Origin of the sequence: Edaphobacter lichenicola, from assembly GCF_014201315.1 — a bacterium.
Classification (GTDB): domain Bacteria; phylum Acidobacteriota; class Terriglobia; order Terriglobales; family Acidobacteriaceae; genus Edaphobacter; species Edaphobacter lichenicola_B.
In genome coordinates this window covers 478,706-502,718 of sequence record NZ_JACHDY010000002.1, presented here as the reverse complement: position 1 = coordinate 502,718, position 24,013 = coordinate 478,706, and the positions used below count along the sequence as shown (strand labels likewise).

Below are 24,013 nucleotides of genomic sequence, written 5' to 3'. Positions count from 1 at the left end.
TCCTTTAAAGTGTCAAGCCAAAGAGTCAAACCAACGATGCACAGAATAAGGTAGAGATGACATGCGCATACTGACGTACATTCGGCAGGTCCTCGACGCCGAAGAGAGCGTGCACATCGCGAACAACGCCGTCGCGCTCGAAAACAGCAAGCTCGTCATGGACACCATGGACGAGTACGGCGTCGAAGAGGCTCTGCGCCTCCGCGAGAGCGGCATCGAAGCCGAGATCGTCGCCGTCGCCGTAGGCCCCGCCCGCGTGCAGGATGCCCTCCGCACCGCCCTCGCCATCGGCGCCGATCGCGCCATCCACGTCGAAACTGACATCCGCCTCGACGCCATCGCCCTCAGCAAAGTCCTCGCCCAGCTCGCCACGCAGGAACAGGCAACCCTCATCCTCTCCGGCGGCCAGCAGGCCGACTGGGACTCGCACGCCCTCGCCGCCGCCACCGCCGAGCGCCTCCACTGGCCGCAGGTCACCTGGACCAGCGCCCTCGAACTCAAAGGCACCACCCTCACCGGCAAGCACGACGCCGACGAAGGCAGCGAGTCCTTCACGCTCGAGCTTCCCGCCGTCGTCACCACCCAGCAGGGGCTCAATGAGCCGCGCTATCCCACGCTCCCCAACATCATGAAGTCGAAGAAGAAAGAGCTGCGCAAAGAGTCCCTCGACCAGTTCGACGTAATGCCAAAGCTCAAGTTCGTCAGCGCCGAGATTCAGGTCAAAAACCGCCTCAACAAAATCCTCGATGGCAAAGACGCCCCCGCTGCCGCCGCGCAACTCGTAGATCTTCTCCGCAACGAAGCAAGGGTGATCGCATGATTCTCGTCGTCGTGGAGTATGCCAACGGCAAAGTAAGCAAGAGCACCTGGGAGATGATCACCGCCGCACGCGAATCAGGCCGCGAAGCCCCCGTCACCGCGTTAGTTCTTGGCAGCAACATAGCACCCATCGCCGCTGAAGTAGCCAAAGCCGTCGATCAGGTTCTAGTCGCCGATCTACCCGCGCTCGCCCAGTACGACCCTGAGCTCTGGTCCGCCGCTGTCGCGCAGATCGCCACCGAAGGCGAAGCCTCTCTCGTCCTCATCGGCGGCAGCCGCAGCGGTCGCGAGTACAGCCCACGCGTAGCCATCAAACTTGACGCGCCTCTGCTCGAAGACGTCATCACCCTCAAAGCCACCGGTGAAACCATCACCTCCCAGCGTTACACCTTCCTGGCCCGCGTCACCGAGACCATCGAAACCACCGCGCCCATCGCCGTAGTCGCCGTCAAACCCGGCGTCTTCAATCCCGCAACTCCACGAGCCGAAGCAGGAGAGCAGTTCGACGTAGACCTCAACCTCCCCACGCCGCGCCTCAAGGTCACCGGCAAAACCGCCGAGCGCAGCTCCCGCATCTCGCTCGCCGAAGCCGAGATCGTCGTCTCCGGCGGCCGCGGCGTCGGCAGCGCCGAAGGCTTCACCCAATACGTCGAAGCCCTCGCCGATCAGCTCGGCGCCGCAGTCGGAGCCACCCGCGCCATCGTTGATGCAGGCTGGCGCCCCTACTCCGAACAAGTCGGCCAGACCGGAAAAACCGTACAGCCCAAGACCTACATCGCCATCGGCATCTCCGGCGCGGTCCAACACCTCTCTGGAATGAACAAGAGCAAAACCATCGTCGCCATCAACCGCGACGCCGAAGCCCCCATCTTCAAAATCGCCGACTACGGCATCATCGGCGACGTAACCCAGCTAGTCCCCGCCATCCTCATCGAACTCAAAAAATAACTGTTCAAAGAGGCAGCGCGGGATGGCGATCCATCAACACGAGGAGTTATCTCAGGAATCAACGTTTTTGCATCTAGGTACCCCAAGGCTCTAGCCTTGGGTCTCTCAATTCGCCGCTAACGTGGGGCTTTAGCCCCTGGGGTATGTCTTCCTCATTCGCGATTCGTAGAAACGCATGGAAAGACCAACGGCTCATTAGAAAGACTCAATTCAGACCGTCATCACAAGCACTAGACTAGCGGCTCAAGCCCAATGCTTCCATTCCCCCAGCAGATCGCCTTCCTCCTCTTCGCCGCCGCCACCCTCACGTTGGGCCTGTGGGGCTTCTATCGCCTCTACCTCCGCATTCATCGCGGCACGCGCGACCCCGAACTCCGCTTCAACCATCTCCCCCGCCGCCTCGTCTACGCCCTCATCACCACGCTCACCCAGCAGCGCACCTTCAAGAAGCGCCCCACCATCGGCCTCTTCCACTCCTTCATCTTCTACGGCTTCGTCTTCTACGGCCTCGTCAACTTAGTCGACGCCGCCGAAGGCTACCTTCCTTTCCTGACAATTAACGGCCTTTCTTCAAATCGCATCGGTGCGCTCTATGCCATCATCATCGTAGTCGCAACCTATAGCTTCCTCGCCGACCTCCTGAGCTTCCTCGTCCTCCTCGGCGTCATCGCGCTGGTCATCCGCCGCTTCGCCCTCCCCAGCCGCACCGACTTCCGCTTCAACCCGCGCACCCTCCTCCACAAAGACGTCAAGCATCAAAAGATCACCCGCGACTCCCTCATCGTCTCCGCCTTCATCCTCTTTCACGTCGGCAGCCGAGCCATCGGAGCCGGAGCGAAGATCGCCGCCGAAGGTCCGGATCCGCTCCAGCCCTTTGCCACTCTGCTCTCCCACCTCTTCACCCCCGCCAACGCCGAAGCCTTCCGCATCTTCGGCTACTGGGGAGCCCTCGGTAGTGTTCTGGCCTTCCTCGCCTACTTCCCCTACACCAAACACATCCACATCTTCATGGCTCCGGCAAAGTACCTCGTTGCCCGCGAACCCTCCTCCGGCGTCCTGCCTCTAGCAGCCCTCAACCTCGAAACCGAAGCCGAGACAGAAACCGAGACCAATCCCCAAACCATCGGCGCCGCCAAGCTCGAAGATCTAGCCTGGCCCCGCCTCCTCGACGCCTACGCCTGCATCCAGTGCAACCGCTGCCAGGACGTCTGCCCCGCCACCGCCACCGGCAAATCCCTCTCTCCCGCCGCGCTCGAGATCAACAAGCGCATGGAGCTCAACGACCTCGCCGCCCAGCGAAGCCCCTTCGCCTTCACCTCCGCGCCCTTCGAAAAAAACTCCCCCAGCCCGCGTCCGCTCCTCCAGTTCGCGCTCTCGCCCGAAGCTGCATGGGCCTGCACCACCTGCGGAGCCTGCATGGAGGTCTGCCCCACCCAAAACGAGCAGATGCTCGACATCATCGACATCCGGCGCAACCAGGTCATGATCGAAGGCGAGTTCCCCAGCCAGCTCCAATCCGCCTTCCGCGGCATGGAGCGAGCCCAAAATCCCTGGGGCATCAACCACGAGCAGCGCCTCGCCTGGGCCGACGGCCTCAACGTCAAAACCACCGACGAAAACCCCACCCCCGACGTCCTCTACTGGGTAGGCTGCGCCGCCAGCTACGACCCCCAGGCCCAGAAGACCGCCCGCGCCTTCGTCGAGCTCCTCATCCACGCCGAGGTCAACTTCGCCGTCCTCGGCAAAAAAGAGTGCTGCACCGGAGACAGCGCCCGCCGCGCCGGCAACGAGTACCTCTACCGCCAGCTGGCCGACAAAAACGTCTCCACCCTCAACACCATCCAGCCCAAACTCATCGTAGCCAGCTGCCCACACTGCATGAACTCCATCGGCCACGAGTACAAGCAGATCGGCGGCGACTACAAGGTCCTCCACCACACCGAGTACCTTGAGACACTCGTAGCCACAAAGAAACTCACCGCCACGCCCAGCGACGCGACCATCACCTATCACGACCCCTGCTACCTCGGCCGCCACAACGGAGTCTACGAAGCCCCCCGCAACCTCCTCAACATCCTCTCGAACTCCACCCCCGAACTCCCCCGCAACCGCGAAAACTCCTTCTGCTGCGGAGCCGGCGGAGCCCAGTTCTGGAAAGAGGAGGAAGAAGGGAACCAGCGCATCTCCGACAACCGCTTCCGCGAAGCCCAGAAGACCCTCGCCCCCGCCGCAGGAGAAAAGATCCTCGCCGTAGGCTGTCCCTTCTGCAAGAGCATGCTCGGCAGCACCCCCACCAAAGCCGACTCCGAAGACATCGCGATCAAAGACGTAGCCGAGCTCCTCCTCGAAGGCGTCCGCCGCAGCAAAGGTCTCACCGCCGCGCCGATCCCGCAGCCCGCAGCATCAGCCGCACCCCAACCCAACCTCGAACCTGTGACTGCCACGCCAGCGCAGCCTCCTGCAGTCGAAACCCTCCCAACCGAAGCTCCTCCAGCCGCCACCCCCGCCGAGCCTCCCGTCGAACGCAGAAAGTGGCAACCCAAATCAGCCGCGCCGACTCAGCCCGCGCAGAATCCCCCCATCGCGGCTCAACTCACAGAACAGGCTTCTGCAACAGAAGCCATTCGAACTTCTCCCGCGCCAGAACGTAAAAAGTGGCAGCCCAAGTCAGCAGGTACTCTACCCGAGCAGATCGGTCCGGGCACGTTCTCCGAAGTTACCCCTATCGCGCAAACCACCCCCGCACGTGCAGCCGCGCCAGTTTCCGCAACCAGTCCAAATCCTGAAGCCATAGCACCCGAACGCAAAAAGTGGCAGCCAAAATCCGCCACTCCGACGCCTGCCTCGGAACCGATCCCTACGGTGTCTACCGAAACGGCAACGTCGCCCGCGTCAACCGATGCACCCACGCGCAAAAAGTGGAACCCAAAGAAGCCCAGCTAATCTACCCCGCTTTCACCCACTCCGCCACCCTCCGCAGCATCTCCTTCGCCTGCGGCAAAAACGGAAACTCATTCGCCGAAGCCGCGAACCCATGGTTCATCCCCTCCGCAAACACATGGGTCACATCCACCCCATCAGTCACCATCCGCCGAGCGTAAGCCTGCCCCTCATCCCGAAGCACGTCATACTCCGCCGTCACCACAAAAGCCCTTGGCAACCCCGCCAGCGAACCCGCCAGCAGCGGCGACACCCGAAAGTCCGCCGCCTCACTCTTGTCATTCAAATAGTGATCCCAAAACCAGATCATCCCCTTCCGCGTCAGTCCATACCCCTCGGCATTCTCCAGGTACGAGGCCGTCGGCGGATCATAGTAATCCGCAGCCGGGTAAAGCAGAATCTGCCCCGCCAGTCCTCCCCTCCCGCGATCCCGCAGCAGCAAAGCCACCACCGTAGCCAGTGTCCCCCCGGCGCTATCGCCCCCCACCATCACCCGCGAACCGTCCCCACCCAGCTCCCCGGCATGATCCAGCACCCACTCCGTCACGGCCAGGCAATCCTCCAGCCCCGCCGGAAACTTATGCTCCGGAGCCAGCCTGAAGTTCACCGACACCACCACCACTCCAGCCTCCTTCGCCAGCGCCCGGCAGTAGGGATCATGTGTCTCAACCGTCCCCGCCACCCACCCACCACCATGAAAGAACACCACCACCGGAGACACCCCACCCCCTTCCGGCGTAAAAACCCGCACACCAATCTCGCGCCCCGCCCCAGCGATCGCCCGAGCAGCGATCTCACCAACAGCAATCATCCGATTCGCCACCCTCACATCGGCATACTCCGCCATTGGCACAAACCGCGCCATCATCTCCGCTCTCTCTGACCGAGCCTCCTCCGGCGTCTGCTGCTCAATCGGCGGCCGACCCAGCGCCTGCCCCGCATCCAAAATCATCCGTAGCTTTTCATCCAGTGGCATAGAGCCATCTTATCGCCGCCCCGCGTGATAATGTCCTGCCGGACGGGCCCGCTACGCGCGAAGCGGTCACTTCGTGACGTGTATACCGGTGTCTTGGCAGAGCAAACAGCGCAGGTCCTCCCGTTGGTCGGAAAGGAAGATAGCTCGCGACCAACGGGAGCGCCAACCGAAGGGGTATACAAGTCACGAAGTGACCGCCGCCCGCGCAGGGCGCACTTTAAAAGAAATTAAAGAAAGCAAGAATCCAGCCGATAGAGCCAGCAAGGCCTAGTTCTGGTAGGTCAGCAGCTCCAGTTTCACCGGATCCAACCCGGAGTTGACCATCCGTAGCTGCCTCGCAGCACCAAGAGACAGATCGATCACCCTGCCCGGAAACAGCGCCCCCCGGTCAGTGATCGTCACCACAACCGACCGCTGGTTACGCAGATCGGTCACCTTCACCTTGCTGCCGAACGGAAGCGTCTTGTGCGCCGCCGTCATCTCGTTCATGTCGAAGATCCGTCCACTGGCCGTCCGGCGTCCCTGCCATACCTCGCCATACCAGCTCGCCAGCCCGCTCTTAATCCGCGTCAAAACCGTCCGCCGGGGGACCGTTACCGTGTTCACGATCTCTGATGTGGTGACATCATGCATCACCGGGACGGGGTCCGTAGCTCGAGCCAATGCCGGAGTAGCGTTATCCGTCGCAAAGGCTGACAGAACGACCATCGCCGCCAGAGTAACAGCGGTCCGAGCCCTTCCTGTCATGATTGCCGTACGTTCGTTTCCGGGTCTCTGTTCCATCCCTTAAGTATAAGAAAAGCAAGACTTAAAGGGTATTTTAAATGCACAAAAATGGGGCCCGGTTCACCACACCCAGGCGCCCTTGTCAACACTTTTCGGGGTTGCCTGATCGCCCTAAAAAAAGTGAAAAACGGTCCCATTTTGGCAACTCAACGTTACAAAGGGGTTAACCCCAGCAATCCAGAGGGGGATCGTTCCTCCCCGATACACCCTCCTTTGTAATTTTTTTGCCCCCACGCCTATTTGCTCTTCTGCTGTTGCCGGTAGTACCGGCGCGCCTTCTCCCGGTTGCCGCAGTCCTTCATGTCACACCAGCGTCTGCGTCTCCCTCGGCTCTCGTCGAGAAAGAGCCATCCGCAAAGGCCGCCTCCACAGATACCGATCCGAGCCAACCTCCGGGAACAGAACAAAGACAACGCCTCGCCCGCCAGGATCGACCGCAGCTCCATCGACGCGAACTGCGGATCAGGCCGCCAATGGAGTCCTGCCCCCTCACTCACAACCATCGGTTTCGGCGCGTTCGCCTCTTCGCGAATAGCCACCAGATCGTGTTCCGCAACCGGATCTCCCAGGGCAAGCGTCAGCCCGACATGGTAGATCTCCTCTCGAAGCTCCCAAATCTCATCGATAGGCGACGGAGAATCCACCAGTTCGCCGTACAACTCAGGCTCGATCAACCCAACCTGAACCGTCCATCGGACAAACGACTCCCAGTCCGGAAGCAGTTCCTCAGGCTGTTCGGCCAGGTGTTCGGCCACCGTATTGCAAAAGTCGAGCGCAAGGTGGCCCCCCACGTGGGAGGCGACAGGCTTCCGAAGTGCAGCCCTGACAGCAACATCGCTCTGGTGATCCGTCATTGGCGAATCCCGCTCTCTATCGACCGTCTACATGAACGCGAGATCTTTATACCACCCAACCGGTTAGACAGCCAAGTCGTGTAACAACAAAAAGTTACGCCCTCAGAGTCGCGAGCCGTCTTTCTTCGCGACCAACGGGAGCGCCAACCGAAGGGGTATACCAGTCACGAAGGGACCGCCGCCCGCGCAGGCGCACTTTAAAGAAGGCCCGATCAAAAACGACCTTTTTCAAAAGGAGTTCCGCTGGTCGCGAAGACCAAAACTCTGTCAAGCCCAAAAACGCATAACGCAATTAGATTCAGTACATTGCGCTTGGCGTATCAGTTACGTGCCAGGCGCTATAATGGATACATAGACAAAGAAAGCCCCGGCTCTTGAGCCCGGGGGCTTCTTTATTTCCGAGATAACTAACTGATAACAAGTATTTTAGGAACAAACCATCTGTTTTCTATACTTTGCAGACACTACCCCTCTGCAAGCTACTGAATAGAAGGACTTTACCGCCAAGATACCCCCGGGGGGGGAGGGGGGTACCCAGGTGGCATAGAGTCCGGGGATTCAGCAGGAAGGAGCTATACAAAGACCAGGCACTGCGGCCGCGACAGGGGGAAGCTCTTCCCCGAATCCGTCAGCTTACCCGTCTTCCCATCGCGTGCCAGCACCGAGATAGTGTCAGACTCCTGATTGGCGATCAGCAGCCACCGGCCACTCGGATCAAGCGTCAGGTGACGCGGAACCTTCCCCCCGCACGGTATCCGGTCCACCACAGTCAGCTTGCCATCGGAGGGCGAGATGGCAAAGGTGACCACAATATCGTCGAAGCGGTCGGTCGCATAGGCAAACCGGCCCTCTCGGTCGATCGTAATATCGTCTCCGTTGGTCGCGCCCTGGAAATCGGCAGGCTTCATCACGATCTCCTGCACGGTCTCGAGCGCTCCGCGCTCCGAGTCCCACCGCAGCACCACCACCGAGGACGTCATCTCGGTGACGCAGTACGCAACCCTGCCGTTCGGATGAAACCGCAGCGCCCGCGGTCCCGCTCCCGGGGCCGACCGCCACGCCGCCGGCTCATTCGCAACAAGCTTCGCCGTAGACGCATCCAACCGATAGAGGTGAATCGTATCCAGCCCCAGGTCGTTGACCAGCAGGAACCGGTTATCCGGCGACACCGTCACCCGATGGGCGTGCGGAGCCTCCTGCCGCTCCTTGTTCGGTCCCTGTCCGCTGTACTGAAAGAACGAAACCGCGGGGCTCAACGCACCGCCGGCTCCAACCGCGAACGAAGCCGCGCTGCCCCCGCCATAGTTCGCCGCAAACGCAGCCTTGCCCGTCCGATCGAAGGCGACATGACAGGTTCCTCCTCCGCCGGAGGCCACCTGACTGACCTTGGACAACCGCGTCCTGGTCCGGTCCAGTGTAAAAGTCGACACCGCGCCGCCGTCCTTGCCCTCGAACTTATCCAGCTCATTGGCCACGAGGACGGTCTTCCCGTCAGGAGCCAGCGCCAGAAACGTAGGATTCTCCGCCTCAGCCGCAAGGCCAAGCGCCGTCAGATCTCCCGTCGACGCCGCAAAGGAGTACGAATAGATACCCTTGCTCGAGCCAGACGTTTGAGTCCCGACCAGCAGTCGCCCACCATCCTTTCCTGCCGCAAACCCAGCCCTACCCACCACCGACAAAGCTGCCGAACCGAAGATAAATCTACGTCGATTAAGCCGATTAATCTGTCTCAAATCACCGCTCCTTCTTCCTCTCATCCACAATAGCGCGATTTGCAGATAGTCTGTTTCCTACGGCGTCGTGTCCTTTCACCCTCAACAGCCAGACAGCCGCCTCCAAGGGAAGCCAGCAAAAGTGCCTAAAGGCTCGAACTCCTCCTTCAACTCGCTCTTCCATCTCCTCCGCGGCCGAATCATCGTCTCCTGTCAGGCCGCAGAAGGCGATCCGCTGGACGATCTCGACACCCTCACCCGAATAGCAACCTCGGTCCTGCGCGGCGGAGCAGGCGGTCTCCGCGCCGAAGGCACAACGCGCATCGCCGCCTTCCGCGCCCTCACGCAGCTCCCCATCATAGGGATCATCAAGACCTGCGACGCCAACGGAGACGTCTACATCACCCCCGACTTCCGCTCCGCTAAGGCCGTCGTTGACGCCGGAGCCGACATCGTCGCCCTCGACTGCACCGCCCGTCGCCTCACCGCCCCCGAACCCTGGACTGAACTCATCCCCCGCACCCATACCGAGCTGCGTCGGCCAGTCCTCGCCGACATCGCCTCCCTGGAAGATGCCCTCGCCGCCGAGCGCGCCGGAGCCGATGCCGTCGCCACCACCCTCTACGGCTACACTACCGAAACAGCCGGGATCCGCTCTCCGTCCTGGCCCTTGCTCCAATCCCTGCTGGCACACTTGACAGTCCCCGTGCTCCTGGAAGGCCACATCACCCACCCCACGGAGGCCCTCCAGGCGCTGGACATGGGGGCCACCGCCGTTGTCATCGGCTCCGCCATCACCCGCCCCGAAACCATCACGAATCGTTTTGTCCAAGTGACCAGGCAAACGGACATTCAACCTTCAAGCAAGTAATCCGTCGAATCAGTATAGTCATCTAGACATTTAAAAGCAGTTTGTACATGAACAGGGGATTGAAATGGCGCTTGGAGTCGCGGGAGAAAGCTCGATCACCACGGTCGAGACAAGCAGCAGAAACTACACCGTTCCACTAATGCTGATGGTCTCTTTGTACTTTGGCATCGGCTTCATCACCGCGCTGAACGACATCCTGGTTCCGCACTTCAAAGATCTCTTCCATCTCACCAACGTCACGGCGCTGCTGGTTCAGTTCTGCTTCTTCGGAGCATATTTCGTTATGTCTCTGCCTTCGGGATGGATCGTTGGCAGGATCGGCTACAAATCAGGTATTGTCGTCGCACTGTCCGTGATGGGGCTTGGCCTGCTTCTCTTTCTTCCCGCCTCGGTCATCATCTTCTATCCCCTCTTTCTCTTCGCTCTGTTCGTCGTCGGTAGCGGACTTGCGCTTCTCCAGGTAGCCATTAATCCCTACGTTGGTGCATTGGGACCTCCGGAGACTGCGGCTTCCCGGCTAAATCTGGCTGGCTTCTTCAACTCGATTGCTACAACTTCCGCTCCCCGAGTTGGCGCCGCCTTTATCTTCATAGCTGCCGGTGCCTCGACGGCGCAACTCGCCCACTCTGTGCGGAAGCCCTACCTCATTCTCGCAGCCTGCGCCTTTGCTATGGCAGTTATCACAGCCTTCGTGCAGTTACCCGACGTCATTGAAAAAGACGGTTCCAAATCCAGTACTGATGGCAGCGCATGGAGCTTCAGCCATCTAAGGCTAGGTGCGCTCGCGATCTTCTTCTATGTGGGAGCCGAGGTTGCCATTGGAAGCATCATGATCACCTATCTTGGCCAGCCATCGATGGGGGGCTTGAGCCACGAGGTCGCCGCGCGATACGTCTCCTATTATTGGGGGCTATCCCTGATAGGCCGCTTCGTGGGTTACTTCGCGATGCGCTGGATTCGAGCTCAAAGGGCACTTGCTGTCGTCTCGCTGATTGCCGCTGTCCTCATCACCCTCACGGTCGCAGCACACGGACACATTGCAATGTGGGCGGTAGTCTTTTGCGGCCTGTGTAACTCGGTCATGTGGCCTTGCATCTTCCCGCTGGCGGTAAAGGGTTTGGGAAGATTCACGAGCCAGGGCTCCGGAATTCTAATCACCATGGTCGTTGGTGGAGCAGTCATCCCTGAGGTTCAGGGCTTTCTTGCCGATACGCTCGGCTACCAGCACAGCTTCGCAATTGTTCTACTCTGCTACGCTTACATCTTCTTCTTCGCGATCAGAGGGCACCGACATCAAGAGTTATCGGGTGCAATGGACTCTCTAAATCCCGCAGTTATTCAATAGTCGTAGTTGGGACCCGGATGGAAGCCCGATAACGGTCACCGCGGTATCGAGAGCACGCAACCTCGATTGGCGTCTCTTCGGTCGTCATAATTGTCCGCGAGATGGAAAGGATGCTCGCCTTTTTGGGGATTGTAAGTAAGTCAGATTCTTCGCGAGTTGCGGGCAGTGCCTCGATCACCTCATCGGCCCACGCGACACGCACACCGAACGTCTCGCGAAGCACAAAGTAGAGAGACTGCCTGGCGAAGTTGATCTTCTCAAGACCTGGAAATTGCTTTAATGGAATGTGTGATATTTCAAGCGCCATCGGAATCCCATCGGCCAAACGTAGTCGTCGCAGCCGCATCACAACTTCACCTGTCTCGACCTTCAATTGCTCCGCGAGTTCTGCTGTAGCCTTTACGACCGTTTGCTCGATTAGTTTTGAACTCGGGACCATACCGAGATGCTTCATATCCTCGGTAAAGCCACGCAGATGCATGATGTTCTTCTCAAGTTTAGGTCGGGTGACAAATGTGCCGCGTCCCTTCTGGCTGATGGCGAAACCGCTGGTCTTCAACCCATGTAGCGCTTGCCGTGCCGTCATTCGGCTCACCTGGTAGATTCGCGCCAGTTCCTCCTCGGAAGCCAGCGGGTCCCCCGTTGAAAGTTCTCCCGAGTGAATCTTTTCCATTAGTGCCCGCTGAATCTGGTAATACAGCGGTATGAAACCGCTTTTATCCAGAGGACGTATTGTTGAAACAGGCTGACTTTGAGGCTTCGGCACTCTATCTCCTGAGACGTTCCGACATCCGCGTCCGAATGCTCACAAAAATGCGAGATGACGGTTTCAGCCAGCATCTTGCAGACACACAATGTCGAATTAATTCGCGTCCCTTGTCTTTTTAGTCCTATCCCGGTTCTGTTGTCTATACACATCTTGTCAAAAACGGATAGCAGTAAGTGGTCGATCCATCGAGCGGTTTTGCCTGCGCAAGAATGAGTAACTCAGCTCAAGCAATCATCGATCTTCCTGACAAGAAGGTTTGTATGACCCCGGCCGACGGTGATAATACGGTGATATTGGCCGCGCGACCGACTTCCAGGCTGCCCCAACTGTCATCGATGCCCATTAGTCGAGAAGGGTTTCGCGAGGCGGCGGCGACAGCTGTCTCCAGGTTTGCGCCGGTAAAGTGGATGAGGTTCTGTACTCCGCGGTCAAGAGTCAATACGCTGCCCGCAAGAGTGCCATCGGAGGTGCAACGCCCGTCATGCACCTCCACCTTCATATCGCCCAGCATGTAAGTCCCATCCGGCATTCCGGTGGCACTCATGCCATCGGTCACCAGAATGATGCGGTCCCTCTCCTTGGCTTTGAAGAAGAGCCGGACCATCAAGGGGTCTACATGAATGCCGTCACAGATGATCTCGGCAAACAGAGAATGCTTATCCAGCACATAGGCCGCTAGTCCAGGCTCTCGATGATCGATAGCCCGCATTGCATTGAACGTATGGGTTGCGGAACGCGCTCCAGCTACAAAGCCCGCCTCCGCCTCGCATACCCTGGCGTCGCTGTGTCCCATGCTGCAACGAACTCCCAGGGCAGTTGCGTGCGCGATCAGTTCAGTCGCTCCGGGCAACTCAGGAGCAATCGTCATAAGGCGAATCTGGCCCTCTGCTGCCTGCCAGAAACGGTCGAACAGTGAGACAGAGGGCACTTCCAGCAGAGCCTCCGTATGTACGCCACGTTTTAAATGTGAGAGAAACGGCCCTTCGAGATGTATCCCCAACGGGGTAGCACCATGGTCGGCAGTCTCCGCCCACCGTCTGATCTCAGTCGCGAGTCCCGTCAAAGAGCGTAGAGTCTCATCCGTCGGAGACGTCACTGTAGTTGGAAAGTATGCTCCTACACCGCGGCTCGAAAGGTAGGCCCCAATCGCTTTTAGCGCCTTCGAGTCGGCTTCCATGACGTCGTGTCCAGCGCAACCATGAATATGTATGTCAACATACGTTGGCACCAGGGTGGCCTCACGAAAGCTATATGTGGCCTGGACCCGTTCGGAAGCGGCGGCGTTCAGACTCTCTATCTGGCTGATGCGACCATCTTCTATTGTTACTAGCGGGTACTCAACCACCAAGTCCGAATTTATGAGTCTCCGCGCCGCTATCGTACTAATCATTGCTGCCCTTTCGTCGGCTCCACGCTGAACGCAAGCTCTAGTTAACCATGTTCTGAACCTTCGCGCGGACCTTGTGAAGGCGATAAGCCGTGGATACCATTGTTCGTAAACAGGCACTATCTTCAATACTGCAAATCCAGTATAGTCGTACATACAAGTCCAACGATGGAAGATTTCATTCCTTCAGGCGAAGTATCTCTCCATGATGCGCGGTCAGCATAAGCTTGATTCAAGATGCTCCTGCGACTTCATCGAGTGCACATTTACCGTCTTCAACGGGTCAGTTGCTCCGGAGATCTGCCCGCCAATCGTCAACGCAGCTAAAAAGCCATTGGATACCAAAAGCAAATGACAGAACCGACGCTCATTCCGCAGGAGCTTGTGACATTTCCTCACGCCATGCTGCGCGAGATCTACGAGCAACCCCAGGCTCTCGCCGCGACTATCGAGCAATATGTGCCGGGCGGCGTCTCAACAGCAGAGACGTTTCAACCGGTGGTCGATGCTATCGGAGGGCGAGAGCGGCTGGTTATTGCCGCCAGTGGATCTAGCCGGCACGCGGGTCTTGCCGGTGAAATCATGCTTGAAGATCTGGCTGGGATCTCTGTCGACGTCGAATACGCCAGTGAATATACCTATCGCTCAACGCATACGCTGCATAACCCAGGCGTTGTCGTTATCTCTCAGTCCGGGGAGACGGCCGATACACTAGCCGCTCTCCGAGAAGCCCATGCCCGGGGACTTGCCACCGTCGCAATCACCAATAATGCTCGTTCCAGCATGGCAACCGAGGCGAGCGCCTCAATGCCAACTTTCGCTGGTGTTGAGAAGGCCATTCCGGCAACGAAAAGCTTTACCACGCAGCTCGCTGTACTCTATTCTCTCGCTCTTCACCTGGCGCGCGTTCGTGGTCGTATGACGCTCCAGGCTGCCGAGGCGCACGGCCGCGAGCTTCAGGAGATTCCCCGTCTCCTTCAAACCGCATTGCCGGAATGGCAGAGACAGATTGATGCGTTGACTCCTCAATTGGCAAGCTCTCGTACGCTGCTTTACCTCGGTCGTGGTGCTCACTATGCGATCGCCCGGGAAGGTGCGCTCAAGCTTAAGGAGTCCGCATATTTAAATGCTGAAGGATATCCCTCTGGCGAACTGAAACATGGCCCCAATGCTCTCGTGAGCAAGGACTCTCCGCTCATCATGATTGCTACGGCCGACTCTGGCGATCCCGACTCTCTGCTGCGCTACTCCAAGGTCCTACAGCTGATGAAGGATATGCGGACACAAGGTGCAGGAATTATCGCCCTAGCGACCGAAGGCGATCAGGAGGTCCCTCAGTACAGCGACTCCTGCCTCTTTATTCCTGCCAGCAACGATCTACTCTCGACCATTCTAGAGGTCGTTCCATTTCAACTGCTTGCCTACTCCCTGGCGATCAGCCGCGGCATCGATGTCGATCGGCCCAGAAACCTGGTCAAGGCCGTCATAGAGGAGTAATTCTCGGACAAACTTCCGCTTCAATCCACCTTGGCAGTCCCACGTCCATCGGAAATATAATCTCTAGCTCTATACTCTCGACCTTCGCCCTATATGGCGACGCCGAACTGTCTCTATATATAAATCCATCTTAACTACTACATAAGGGTCGTTTAGTTGGTCTGCAAGCAAGCCCTCTGCCATTCCATCTCTATTGAATCTCCTGACTACACCCAGCGAGAGTAGGGCCAAACAAGCCGTTGCCGTGGTGCAACTTTCGTGTAATAGGTAGTGCTCACTCAGGAGGTTACGGTGGGTACTAAAGTTTGGTCGAAGTAACGAACCAAGGGGACCCTATGAAGCGCTTGTCTCACCGTTCGCCTTGTTTTTCTGTCTCGGTGTTTATGGGCATTTGCCGCGCACGAGTTTTCTTTCCCCTCGTGTTGATGTCAATTCTTTCCTCTGCGGCCTTTGGAACAACGCCTAACCCAACGCCAACTGTCACGACACTGGCAATCTCAGCGCCTTCGGTCCCCTATAAGACACCAATTACTTTGACCGCAACCGTTACAGCGGGAAACTCGCCAATCAGTGCCGGCCTGGTGCTTTTTTGCGAGGCGACAGCAAAGTTTTGCGAAAATAACTCCGCTTTGGGTATTGCGCAGCTGACCTTCCCCGCGGCAACCGCGTCCGTAAAGATTGGCAGCGGACCGATTGGAAACCACAGTTACAAGGCGGTGTTCAGAGCGAATAATACTTATGCCACTAGTGAGTCGAATACAGTCACCTATGCAGTCACGGGGACTTATGCTTCGACCTTAACATTGACCTCTACAGGGTCCATCGGAAACTACAGTCTCACAGGAACGGTTGCAGGTTTTGGCTCGCTAAATACGGGCCCCAGCGGTAGTATTTCGTTTCTAGACACCAGCACAAGTAACAGCCTGCTTGGTAGTGAGAACCTGACCGTATCTACGCTCTCGACAACCTTTCTTCAAAATAAGCCATTTGCAATAGGTGGAAATGGAACAACCCTGCGGTCTGTGGCAATTGCGTCGGCCTATCTCGATACGGACAACAACCTGGATGTCGTAACAGGAGATGCTGCGCAGACGATCTCTGTACTTCTTGGAAACGGGGATGGAACCTTCCAGCCGAAGGTAAACTATGCCGGCTGTATCGTAGGGAAAGCTCTCCAGATTCTCCTTGCCGATTTCAATCGAGACGGTGTCACTGACATTGCCCTTGGTTGCTCCGATGGCGCGAATGGTGGTCTCGTGATCATCCTAGGGAGCGGGGGCGGTGTATTTCAGGCGCCAGTTTATTATCCAACCGGCGATGTCGCGAGCATTGCAGTTGGAGACTTTAACGGTGATGGACTTCTGGATATCGCACTCTCCAATAAGTCACAGAAGAACGTCACAATTTTTATTGGCGATGGAAAGGGTAAGTTTGCCCCTGAGGCGGTGACTCTTCTTACTCCTGATCTCGCCCATGGCGTGGTTGTTGCGGACTTCAACATGGACGGCCACGACGATGTGGCCTATGCGGTCAATACTTCGACACCCGGCAGTTCGCTGTCGGACCTCTATCTTGCCCTTGGGAATGGAGACGGCACATTTCAGGTGCCAACATCTTCAGTGGCGACCGAGATAGGGGAGTTCCTCACCGCTGGGGATACAAACGCCGACGACTTCCCCGATATCGTCTCCAGTTCAATTACTCGTCCAGGCAGCGGGAATAGCAACATTGGCAACAGTCTCTTCGTCCTTCTTGGAGACGGAAAGGGAGGTTTTACGACTACGCCCTACGTCTCTGACATCCCATCAGACCCCCACCTTGCTGATGTGAATGGAGATGGGATCCCTGACATCATTGCAGGAGGTAGTACCGGCGCTCTCGTCTATCAGGGCAATGGCGATGGAACCTTTCAGAATTATCAGGAGCCTGGCATAGGTGGCTTCGCGCTCACATACGCCGTAAATGCAGGAGACTATAACAACGACGGCAATGCAGATCTCATCGGAACCGATGCTGACACACCTCGGGCAGCTGTTTCGTTGAGTCAGGTCCAGCAGACATCTGTGGCCTCTGCCCTCACTCAGGTCGCTGTCTTTCCACTTGGTAGTGGCGTTCATCAAGTAGATGCGAGTTACTCTGGCGACTCTATTTACATAGGCAGCGTCTCAGCCACTGTCCCACTTACTGCCGCACCCGTAAATACGACACTTGCTCTGACGGCGTCTGCAACTTCAGCTATTTTGCCTGGGCAGGCTATCGTGTTGACTGCTGTCCTGTCCCCCTACACAGTCGGGCCGCCAACCACGACGACTAACAATGAGCCAGTGAAATTTTTCACCGGGACTACTCTTCTCGGCTCTGGAAGCCTAGTGAACGGAGTCGCCACGCTAACGGCAACTATGTTGCCAGTGGGAGCCGATACCCTCACTGCCGTATTCGCTGGAGACTCAAACTACAACCCCAGCAATTCTAATTCGGTTACGGCCACAGTTTCTAATGTCCTGCTAAGCTCGTCGCTCAATCCTTCAATTTATCTGCAATCTGTTACCTTCACTGGAACTGTAGCTACTGGAAAGACCGGCACAATAACCTTCTTCGACGGTACAACGAGCATCGGAAGCGGCATCATATCTGGCACAACAGCGACATTCACAACCTCTAGCCTCTCAGTGGGCGCCCATAATATCACCGCACAGTATGGCTCTAACAATTCCCCTGTCCTTGTTCAGGTAGTTAATAAGGCGACACCAACCGTAAACGTTATAACCTCTGGGTCTAGCAGTTATGGCGACACAGTTACAATCACAGCTTCGGTTCCAAGTGACGCGACTGGCACGATTGCCTTTACAAGCGGAACCCTCTCTCTTGGCTTGGGAACTATCACCGGTGGCACGGTATCAGTAACTACGACCCTGCTGTCGCCGCCAAGCGATCTCATCACCGCCACTTACAGCGGAGATGGCAACTACAACTCGGCCGTGGGAACTACTACCCAGACTGTAGCTAAAGACAGCCCCACGTCGACCTTGACATCTTCAGTCAATCCCTCGTTACCCGGAGGGGCAGTTACCTTTACAGATACGTTGTCGGCAAACGTTGCTGGTACGGTCTCATTTGCGAGTGGCTCGACCCTCCTGGGGAGTTCAACACTGGCGAATGGTGTCGCCACATTCACGACCTCAACGCTTCCTCTTGGCAATAACGTCATCATCGCGACATACGGTGGCGATGGAAATAACAATGCTTCCAGCTCTACCTTGACTCAAGTCGTTGCGAAGTTAAGTCCATCGGTGACAGTTACCACCTCCGGTTCGAGCATCTATGGCCATTCCGTCACAATTACGGCGTCTGTGCCGACCGGTCCGACTGGCACGATCACGCTCACTAGTGGTGGTGTGACGTTGGGATCAGGCGCTGTTACGTCAACTTCTGGGACAGTCACGATTTCGACCACGATATTGCCGGTAGGCAACGATCTGATAACGGCAAACTACAGTGGAGACAATGTTAACAACCCCGCGACAGGTTCAACGACTCAGACGGTAACAAAGGCGTCCCCCACTGAGACACTCTCGTCGTCGCTCAATCCGTCTGCAGCGAATCAGTCGGTAGTCTTTACTGCGTCTGTTCCGTCAACTGCTACCGGCACCGTGACCTTCTTGTTCGGTTCGACCATTTTGGGAACAGCACCCCTGACTAACGGGGTGGCAACGATAAGCAGCACAACGCTGCCAATAGGTTCCGACACGATTACTGCCACCTACAATGGCGATACGAATAACACCACAGCGACGGCAACTCTGACCCAGATTGTGAATAAGGCGACACCGACGGTGATTGTTACTACCTCAGGCTCCAGCACTGTTGGAAGTCCTGTCACGATCACAGCGACGGTCCCCCCTGGTACAACCGGCACAATAACGGTCACCAGTGGCGGCACGACCTTGGGATCTGGGACAGTAAATCCGACGACCGGAACTGTAACCGTCACCACGACGACGCTTCCGGTAGGCAGTGATCCGATCACCGCCTCCTACGGTGGCGATACGAATGACAACCCAGCCACCGGCACTACCACGCAAACGGTGACCAAGGCCACTCCGATCGTAACTCTAACCTCCTCGGCGAACCCATCTGCGGTGAATCAGTCTGTGACCTTTACTGCTTCGCTTCCATCTGGCGTAACCGGCACGGTGACCTTTACCAGTGGTTCAACTGTTCTCGGCACTTCAACAATAACGGGTGGAGATGCAACCATCTCCACATCTACCCTGCCGACAGGAAGCGACACGATTACTGCTACCTACAACGGAGATACCAATAACAACTCCGCAACGGCTAGCCTCACACAATCCGTCGGAAAAAATACGCCGCCCGTGACGGTGACCACCTCTGGATCCAGCACCTATGGTGGTTCGGTCACGATCACAACGACTGTTCCCCCTGGTACAACCGGAACAATCACGGTCACTAGCGGCGGCACGACGTTGGGATCTGGCACAGTAAATCCGACGACTGGAACCGTAACAATCACTACAACGACGCTTCCGGTAGGCAGTGATCCGATCACAGCCTCCTACGGTGGCGATGCGAACGACAATCCCGCAACCGGCTCAACTACCCAAATTGTGGCAAAAGCAACTCCTTCAGTAAATCTGACATCTTCCACGAACCCGTCTGCTTTCAATCAAGCTGTAACGTTCACAGCCACGCTTCCGACCGGCGTAACGGGTACAGTGACCTTCACCAGCGGTTCAACTTTCCTCGGCACCTCAACAATAACGAGTGGAACTGCAACCATCTCCACCTCTACCTTGCCGACAGGAAGCGACGCGATCACCGCCACCTACAACGGAGATACCAATAACAACTCCGCAACCGCTAGCCTCACACAATCCGTCGGGAAAAATACGCCGATCCTGCCTCCGCCTGTTGTGTCGTCGTCTAACCTACCCGTCGATACACCCGAGACTATTACCGAGACAGTCCCAACCGGCGTTACTGGTACAGTTACTTTCTCGAACGGTACGATTCCATTAGGATCAGCGACCATTGTGAATGGCGTTGCAACTCTTACAGTTCCATCGCTTCCACTCGGAGTTGATTCCATTACTGCGGCCACCTCCGGAGACGCGAATAATAATCCCGCTACGTCACCACCTACTCTCGTAACAGTAGGAAAAACAGCCACTATAGTAACCCTGACATCGTCGACTAATCCATCGGCAGTTAGTCAGTCTATAACCTTCTCTGCCGTCGTACATCCTGGGGCAACTGGTTTGGTGACCTTCCTCGACGGTTCGACCACTCTGGGCACTGGAGTAGTCAATACTTCAGGAGTAGCGACTTTTTCCACATCCGCATTGACGATTGGGTCTCACCCCATCACTGCATCTTATGGGGGCGATTCGAGCTATAGTCCATCTATCTCCTCGGTGTTAGCACAGGTCATCAGTAAGATCCCAACCGTCATCACTATCACTGAAAGTACGCCTGCCCAACTCATCGCGACTGGAATTACCTTCACCGCCAACGTTACCGCTTCGAGCCCAAATGCTACAGGAACGGTAACGTTTATGGATGGCCCAACCATACTGGGAACAGCTATTCTCACGTCGAATGGGGGTGTCGCTGTGTCGCTTAGCACCAATGCTAATGCGGCTCTCCTTACTTCCAAGCTGGCTACGGGCTCACATCAGATCATAGCGGTCTATTCGGGAGACAGTTCCTTTGCACCCAGTACGTCAGCTCCCGCGAACGACGTCGTGGAAGATTTCACGAACACAAACAGTGGCCCCGCCAGCCAGAACATCTTCCCAGGAGCGACTACAAGCTATAACTTCAGCCTTGCTCCCGTTAGTGTTACAACCTTTCTCAACGATGTGACATTAACGGTCACAGGATTACCGCCAGGTTCAACCTATACCCTCACTCCATCCTCGGTAGCTGCTGGCAGCGGAGTCACTGGAGTTGTTCTCAGTGTTCAAACCAGCAACTCTCTCCGTGCACAGGACCATCCCCTCCAAGGCATGCCTCACAAAAGAAACGAACTGCCGATCGCTGTTGGGATGCTTGGACTTCTAGGACTCGGAACAATCCGAAAGTTGCGAAAGAAGATGCCTCGTACTTTGATGCTCGCCCTACTAGCGCTCGGCTCTCTTCTACCAATCGCTGCACTTAGTGGCTGCGCAGGTGGGTATTTCACTCTTACTCCCACAACCTACACTGTCACGGTAACCGGTGTCGAAGGTACCGTCCAACATGCCGCAACCGCCACTTTGATCGTTCAGTAGGAGAGGAATGATGCATCTTCGAAGCGTCCTGCTTCTAATACTTCTATCCGTCTTGTCCGGGGTTCTGCATGCCCAGGCCATATCAATGGGTGGAATCAACGACGACATACCGCGATTCGCGGTAGGTGCCAACTATAACTACTTCCACGCGAACGCTCCCCCGGGCCAGTGCGGTTGCTTCTCGCTCAACGGAGGCAGTGGAACGATACTTATAAACGTGACCCCCGTATGGGCCGCAGTAGCCGATATCGCGGTCGCCCACGCTAACAACGTTGATAACACTTCTCAAAACATTACCATAGTTAACTATCTCTTTGGTGCGCGGTACACTCGTCGAAATTCAAGCCGTTTCGTCCCTTATGGCGAAGTACTGTTTGGCGGAGCGAAAGAGGATGTCAATTTTCAATTCACGATCAACCGCAACTCGTTTGGGTTAGCTGCAGGAGGAGGCGTAAGCACTCGACTTAAGCGAAGACTGGGCTTGACCATTGCTGAATTTGACTATGTCTACACGCAGATTCCCAACGCCGCGAACGACCGTCAAAACAATATCAGAATTAGTACAGGTGTCACCTATAACTTCGGCCGATAGCTTGAATCGACGAGCAGACCCTAATGTCGGTTCTAAAATGGAACCGCTTTTCTCAACCCCAAGGTCTCGACGGTGAAATCTAATAGGGTGTCCCCGGTTGGCTCCAGCGCTAGCTCTTTTCTATCCAGCTTCGGACATTTATAAAACGCAACGCATACACAGCGGAGCCCGCTACCAGGATCAGCCCGGCTGTTCGCATCTCTCGCAGGAAGTTCGGTCGCGAAAAGAGAATGAAGACAAATCCACCCAGCGCCAGCAACACGGGCAGGGGGTACAGTGGCATCCGAAATCCTCGCGTCTTGCGCTCGCAGCGGTGCTTTGGTAGCAGCGTGGCCGTTCCCTGCAGCAGAAATTGAAACAAGATGCGAATCACTACAAGAGTCGTGATGACTTCCTGCAGCCTGAAGATGCAACACATAAGTGTTATGCCGCCGAGGGTCAAAAGGGAGTGCACTGGGACTCGATGTTTCGGATGTACAGCTCCAAACCATGAGGGGAAGTTACCGTCCCGTGCAGCAGCAAAAGGAATTCGCGAATATCCGAGCAATAACGCAAACACGGATGCAAGCGCTGCGAGGGCGATTAGCAGAACAATTACTCCAGCGGCGGCGTGCCCGTACAGCTTCTCCATGAAGACTGCCATCGTGAACATGCGAGCATGGCTGTCGGTGTTCTGTGCCATCTCTCGCCATGGGAGTACGCCAAGAACGCTTATGTTCATCAGCAGATAGAGCGTCGCGACAACGCCGATTGAGCCCAGCACGGCACGTGGAATAGTCCTTTCGGGATCGCGGACCTCAGCACCCAGGAAGCATACCCCGTAGTAGCCCCAATAATCGTAGGCAGAGATCAACATTCCAGCGCCGAGGCCGGCGAAGAATGCATGGTTGATGCGAAAGGCACCAGCCGGGAAGTCGAAGGCCAGATGAGGGCTGAAGTGGGTCAATCCAACCACAATCAGCAAGACAAGCGTGAGACCTACGGCAACTCCAAGCCAGCGTGCGATTCGACCGATAGCGAAGATGCTGCGGCGCAGAACGATCACAGCGGCTGCGCACGCGCTCATCGCAATCAGTGTCTGTCCGCTCAGTACCACCGGAACACCGAGAAGCGACGTGGAGGCGAACGGGTGGCTGGCGTTCGGAAGAAAAAAAGAGAGGTATTGTGCGAATCCTATACACCCGGAGGCGATCGAGAGGGGGGCGCTGATCAGGACCTGCCAGGCGTAGAGAAAGGAAAATGCCCGCCCCCAGGTCTTCTCTCCGTAGAGGTGTTTTAGGTAGGCGTAGGAGCCGCCGGCCTCAGGGTAGGCGGTGCCTAGTTCGCTCCAGATCAGGCCGTCGCAGAGGGAGAGGAGGGCGCCCATCAGCCAGCCGAGCATTGCCTGCGGTCCGCCCATGACTCCCACGATCAGGGGCAGCGTGACGAACGGACCGACACCGACCATGTCGATAACGTTCAGGCTCAGCGCAGCGCCGGTTGAGAGGCCGCGATGGAGCGCATTGGGTGTGGGCTCGGAGTTCATCCGGCGCTGGCCACGATCCGTTTGCCGAAGAGGGCTGTCCCGACGCGGACGCAGGTGCTGCCCTCTTCGATGGCTACCTGGAAGTCGTTCGACATTCCCATGGATAGCTGCGTGAGCTTTGGGAAGCTGGTGAGCGATTGGTCTCTCAGCTTGCGGAGGTCGCGGAAGTAGGGCCGCGCGAGTTCGGCGTCCTCGGACCACGGTGGAACCGTCATCAGTCCTACGGCTTCTACCGACTCGAGCGGCTCCATTGCGGCGAGGAGAGCGGGTAGTTCGGCTGGGTCGAGGCCGTGTTTGGACTCCTCGTGGCTCAGCTTCACCTCGACCAGGATCGGCAGCTTCTTTCCCAGTGCTTTGGCGGCTGCGTCGAGCCGTTGTGCGATCTTTAGCGAGTCGACGGCGTCGATGGCCTGGAATAGCTCGGCTGCGCGGGTGGTTTTGTTGGATTGGAGGGGGCCGATGAGGTGGAACTCGGCGTCGTTCAGTGCGGCGAGGTGCTGGGATTTTTCCTGAAACTCCTGTACCCGGTTCTCGCCGAAGAGGCGTTGGCCGGCGGCGTAGGCCTCGAGGATGACCTCGACCGGGTGGACCTTGCTGACTGCCATCAGGGCTACTTCGCTGTCGGAGCGGTTGGCTCGGCGGCAGGCTTCGTGGATCTGTTGCTGAAGGTGTTCGAGGTTTCCGGCGATGGACATGCTC

The 24,013-nt window shown here is 57.1% G+C and carries 16 protein-coding genes and 1 pseudogene; 9 read left to right on the top strand and 8 right to left on the bottom strand.

The window, feature by feature from the left end; translation table 11 throughout:
* Nucleotides 1-61: 61 nt before the first annotated feature.
* The 3 genes from HDF09_RS08365 to HDF09_RS08355 all read left to right on the top strand — a co-directional run bounded on the left by HDF09_RS08365 (nucleotide 62) and on the right by HDF09_RS08355 (nucleotide 4,710).
* Complete coding sequence (locus HDF09_RS08365; RefSeq protein WP_183764575.1) at nucleotides 62-820, top strand: electron transfer flavoprotein subunit beta/FixA family protein; 759 nt, start codon at nucleotides 62-64, stop codon at nucleotides 818-820.
* Nucleotides 817-1,767 carry an electron transfer flavoprotein subunit alpha/FixB family protein gene (locus HDF09_RS08360; protein ID WP_183764571.1) on the top strand — a complete coding sequence of 317 codons (951 nt, stop codon included), beginning with the start codon at nucleotides 817-819 and terminating at the stop codon, nucleotides 1,765-1,767. Before HDF09_RS08365 ends, HDF09_RS08360 begins: the two co-directional genes overlap by 4 nt.
* Nucleotides 1,768-2,019: 252 nt before the next feature.
* Entirely contained in the window at nucleotides 2,020-4,710 is a 2,691-nt protein-coding gene (locus tag HDF09_RS08355; protein WP_183764566.1) for a (Fe-S)-binding protein, read from the top strand.
* A 1-nt stretch (nucleotide 4,711) separates the two neighbouring features.
* Here HDF09_RS08355 and HDF09_RS08350 read toward each other — a convergent pair whose 3' ends face one another.
* The 4 genes from HDF09_RS08350 to HDF09_RS08335 all read right to left on the bottom strand — a co-directional run bounded on the left by HDF09_RS08350 (nucleotide 4,712) and on the right by HDF09_RS08335 (nucleotide 9,056).
* Complete coding sequence (locus HDF09_RS08350) at nucleotides 4,712-5,683, bottom strand: alpha/beta hydrolase (protein WP_183764562.1); 972 nt, start codon at nucleotides 5,681-5,683, stop codon at nucleotides 4,712-4,714.
* Between the two features lie 267 nt (nucleotides 5,684-5,950).
* A complete protein-coding gene (locus tag HDF09_RS08345; protein WP_183764559.1) occupies nucleotides 5,951-6,466 on the bottom strand; it encodes a septal ring lytic transglycosylase RlpA family protein in 516 nt (171 codons plus the stop codon).
* 239 nt (nucleotides 6,467-6,705) lie between these two features.
* Nucleotides 6,706-7,323, bottom strand: a complete 618-nt coding sequence (locus HDF09_RS20490) for a CGNR zinc finger domain-containing protein (RefSeq protein ID WP_221270073.1) — start codon at nucleotides 7,321-7,323, stop codon at nucleotides 6,706-6,708.
* Nucleotides 7,324-7,895: 572 nt separating this feature from the next.
* Nucleotides 7,896-9,056: a lactonase family protein gene (locus tag HDF09_RS08335; RefSeq protein WP_260181025.1), complete on the bottom strand. Its 1,161-nt coding sequence runs from the start codon at nucleotides 9,054-9,056 to the stop codon at nucleotides 7,896-7,898.
* A 121-nt stretch (nucleotides 9,057-9,177) separates the two neighbouring features.
* On the opposite strand from HDF09_RS08335, the gene HDF09_RS08330 reads away from it, so the two are divergent.
* Both HDF09_RS08330 and HDF09_RS08325 read left to right on the top strand, forming a co-directional pair.
* Nucleotides 9,178-9,906, top strand: a complete 729-nt coding sequence (locus HDF09_RS08330) for an N-acetylmannosamine-6-phosphate 2-epimerase (protein ID WP_183764553.1) — start codon at nucleotides 9,178-9,180, stop codon at nucleotides 9,904-9,906.
* Nucleotides 9,907-9,970: 64 nt separating this feature from the next.
* On the top strand, nucleotides 9,971-11,251 hold the full coding sequence (locus HDF09_RS08325; protein ID WP_183764550.1) for a sugar MFS transporter: 1,281 nt from the start codon (nucleotides 9,971-9,973) through the stop codon (nucleotides 11,249-11,251).
* On the opposite strand, the gene HDF09_RS08320 is transcribed toward HDF09_RS08325, so the two are convergent.
* Both HDF09_RS08320 and nagA read right to left on the bottom strand, forming a co-directional pair.
* Nucleotides 11,241-12,017 (bottom strand): GntR family transcriptional regulator, encoded by a 777-nt coding sequence (locus HDF09_RS08320; RefSeq protein WP_183764547.1) that lies wholly within the window; start codon nucleotides 12,015-12,017, stop codon nucleotides 11,241-11,243. The two genes, HDF09_RS08325 and HDF09_RS08320, sit on opposite strands and share 11 nt — an antisense overlap.
* Before the next feature lie 226 nt (nucleotides 12,018-12,243).
* Complete coding sequence (gene nagA, locus HDF09_RS08315) at nucleotides 12,244-13,410, bottom strand: N-acetylglucosamine-6-phosphate deacetylase (RefSeq protein WP_183764543.1); 1,167 nt, start codon at nucleotides 13,408-13,410, stop codon at nucleotides 12,244-12,246.
* A 348-nt stretch (nucleotides 13,411-13,758) separates the two neighbouring features.
* Here nagA and HDF09_RS08310 point away from each other — a divergent pair, with 348 nt between their 5' ends.
* The 4 genes and pseudogenes from HDF09_RS08310 to HDF09_RS08300 all read left to right on the top strand — a co-directional run bounded on the left by HDF09_RS08310 (nucleotide 13,759) and on the right by HDF09_RS08300 (nucleotide 21,789).
* The gene (locus HDF09_RS08310) at nucleotides 13,759-14,904 is read left to right on the top strand and encodes an SIS domain-containing protein (protein ID WP_183764540.1); all 1,146 of its coding nucleotides are present in this window, start codon (nucleotides 13,759-13,761) and stop codon (nucleotides 14,902-14,904) included.
* A gap of 335 nt (nucleotides 14,905-15,239) precedes the next feature.
* Nucleotides 15,240-15,671 (top strand): annotated as a pseudogene (locus HDF09_RS21295) (Ig-like domain-containing protein); the annotation flags it as partial.
* 255 nt (nucleotides 15,672-15,926) lie between these two features.
* Entirely contained in the window at nucleotides 15,927-21,197 is a 5,271-nt protein-coding gene (locus HDF09_RS08305; protein WP_311719040.1) for an Ig-like domain repeat protein, read from the top strand.
* 7 nt (nucleotides 21,198-21,204) lie between these two features.
* Entirely contained in the window at nucleotides 21,205-21,789 is a 585-nt protein-coding gene (locus HDF09_RS08300; protein ID WP_183764535.1) for an outer membrane beta-barrel protein, read from the top strand.
* Nucleotides 21,790-21,898: 109 nt separating this feature from the next.
* Here the strand turns inward: HDF09_RS08300 and HDF09_RS08295 are convergent, their stop codons facing one another.
* Together HDF09_RS08295 and HDF09_RS08290 are read right to left on the bottom strand one after the other, a co-directional pair.
* A complete protein-coding gene (locus tag HDF09_RS08295; RefSeq protein ID WP_183764533.1) occupies nucleotides 21,899-23,314 on the bottom strand; it encodes an APC family permease in 1,416 nt (471 codons plus the stop codon).
* Nucleotides 23,311-24,009 (bottom strand): YggS family pyridoxal phosphate-dependent enzyme, encoded by a 699-nt coding sequence (locus HDF09_RS08290; protein WP_183764531.1) that lies wholly within the window; start codon nucleotides 24,007-24,009, stop codon nucleotides 23,311-23,313. The genes HDF09_RS08295 and HDF09_RS08290 overlap by 4 nt, the downstream gene beginning before the upstream one ends.
* Nucleotides 24,010-24,013: the final 4 nt, after the last annotated feature.

Bases quoted from the DNA above. Each gene is read 5' to 3' on its own strand.
- HDF09_RS08345 (WP_183764559.1), bottom strand. From the start codon at position 6,466: ATGGAACAGAGACCCGGAAACGAACGTACGGCAATCATGACAGGAAGG.
- HDF09_RS08310 (WP_183764540.1), top strand. From the start codon at position 13,759: ATGACAGAACCGACGCTCATTCCGCAGGAGCTTGTGACATTTCCTCAC.
- nagA (WP_183764543.1), bottom strand. From the start codon at position 13,410: ATGATTAGTACGATAGCGGCGCGGAGACTCATAAATTCGGACTTGGTG.
- HDF09_RS08360 (WP_183764571.1), top strand. From the start codon at position 817: ATGATTCTCGTCGTCGTGGAGTATGCCAACGGCAAAGTAAGCAAGAGC.
- HDF09_RS08300 (WP_183764535.1), top strand. From the start codon at position 21,205: ATGATGCATCTTCGAAGCGTCCTGCTTCTAATACTTCTATCCGTCTTG.
- HDF09_RS08355 (WP_183764566.1), top strand. From the start codon at position 2,020: ATGCTTCCATTCCCCCAGCAGATCGCCTTCCTCCTCTTCGCCGCCGCC.
- HDF09_RS08350 (WP_183764562.1), bottom strand. From the start codon at position 5,683: ATGCCACTGGATGAAAAGCTACGGATGATTTTGGATGCGGGGCAGGCG.
- HDF09_RS08325 (WP_183764550.1), top strand. From the start codon at position 9,971: ATGGCGCTTGGAGTCGCGGGAGAAAGCTCGATCACCACGGTCGAGACA.
- HDF09_RS08295 (WP_183764533.1), bottom strand. From the start codon at position 23,314: ATGAACTCCGAGCCCACACCCAATGCGCTCCATCGCGGCCTCTCAACC.
- HDF09_RS08365 (WP_183764575.1), top strand. From the start codon at position 62: ATGCGCATACTGACGTACATTCGGCAGGTCCTCGACGCCGAAGAGAGC.
- HDF09_RS08290 (WP_183764531.1), bottom strand. From the start codon at position 24,009: ATGTCCATCGCCGGAAACCTCGAACACCTTCAGCAACAGATCCACGAA.
- HDF09_RS20490 (WP_221270073.1), bottom strand. From the start codon at position 7,323: ATGACGGATCACCAGAGCGATGTTGCTGTCAGGGCTGCACTTCGGAAG.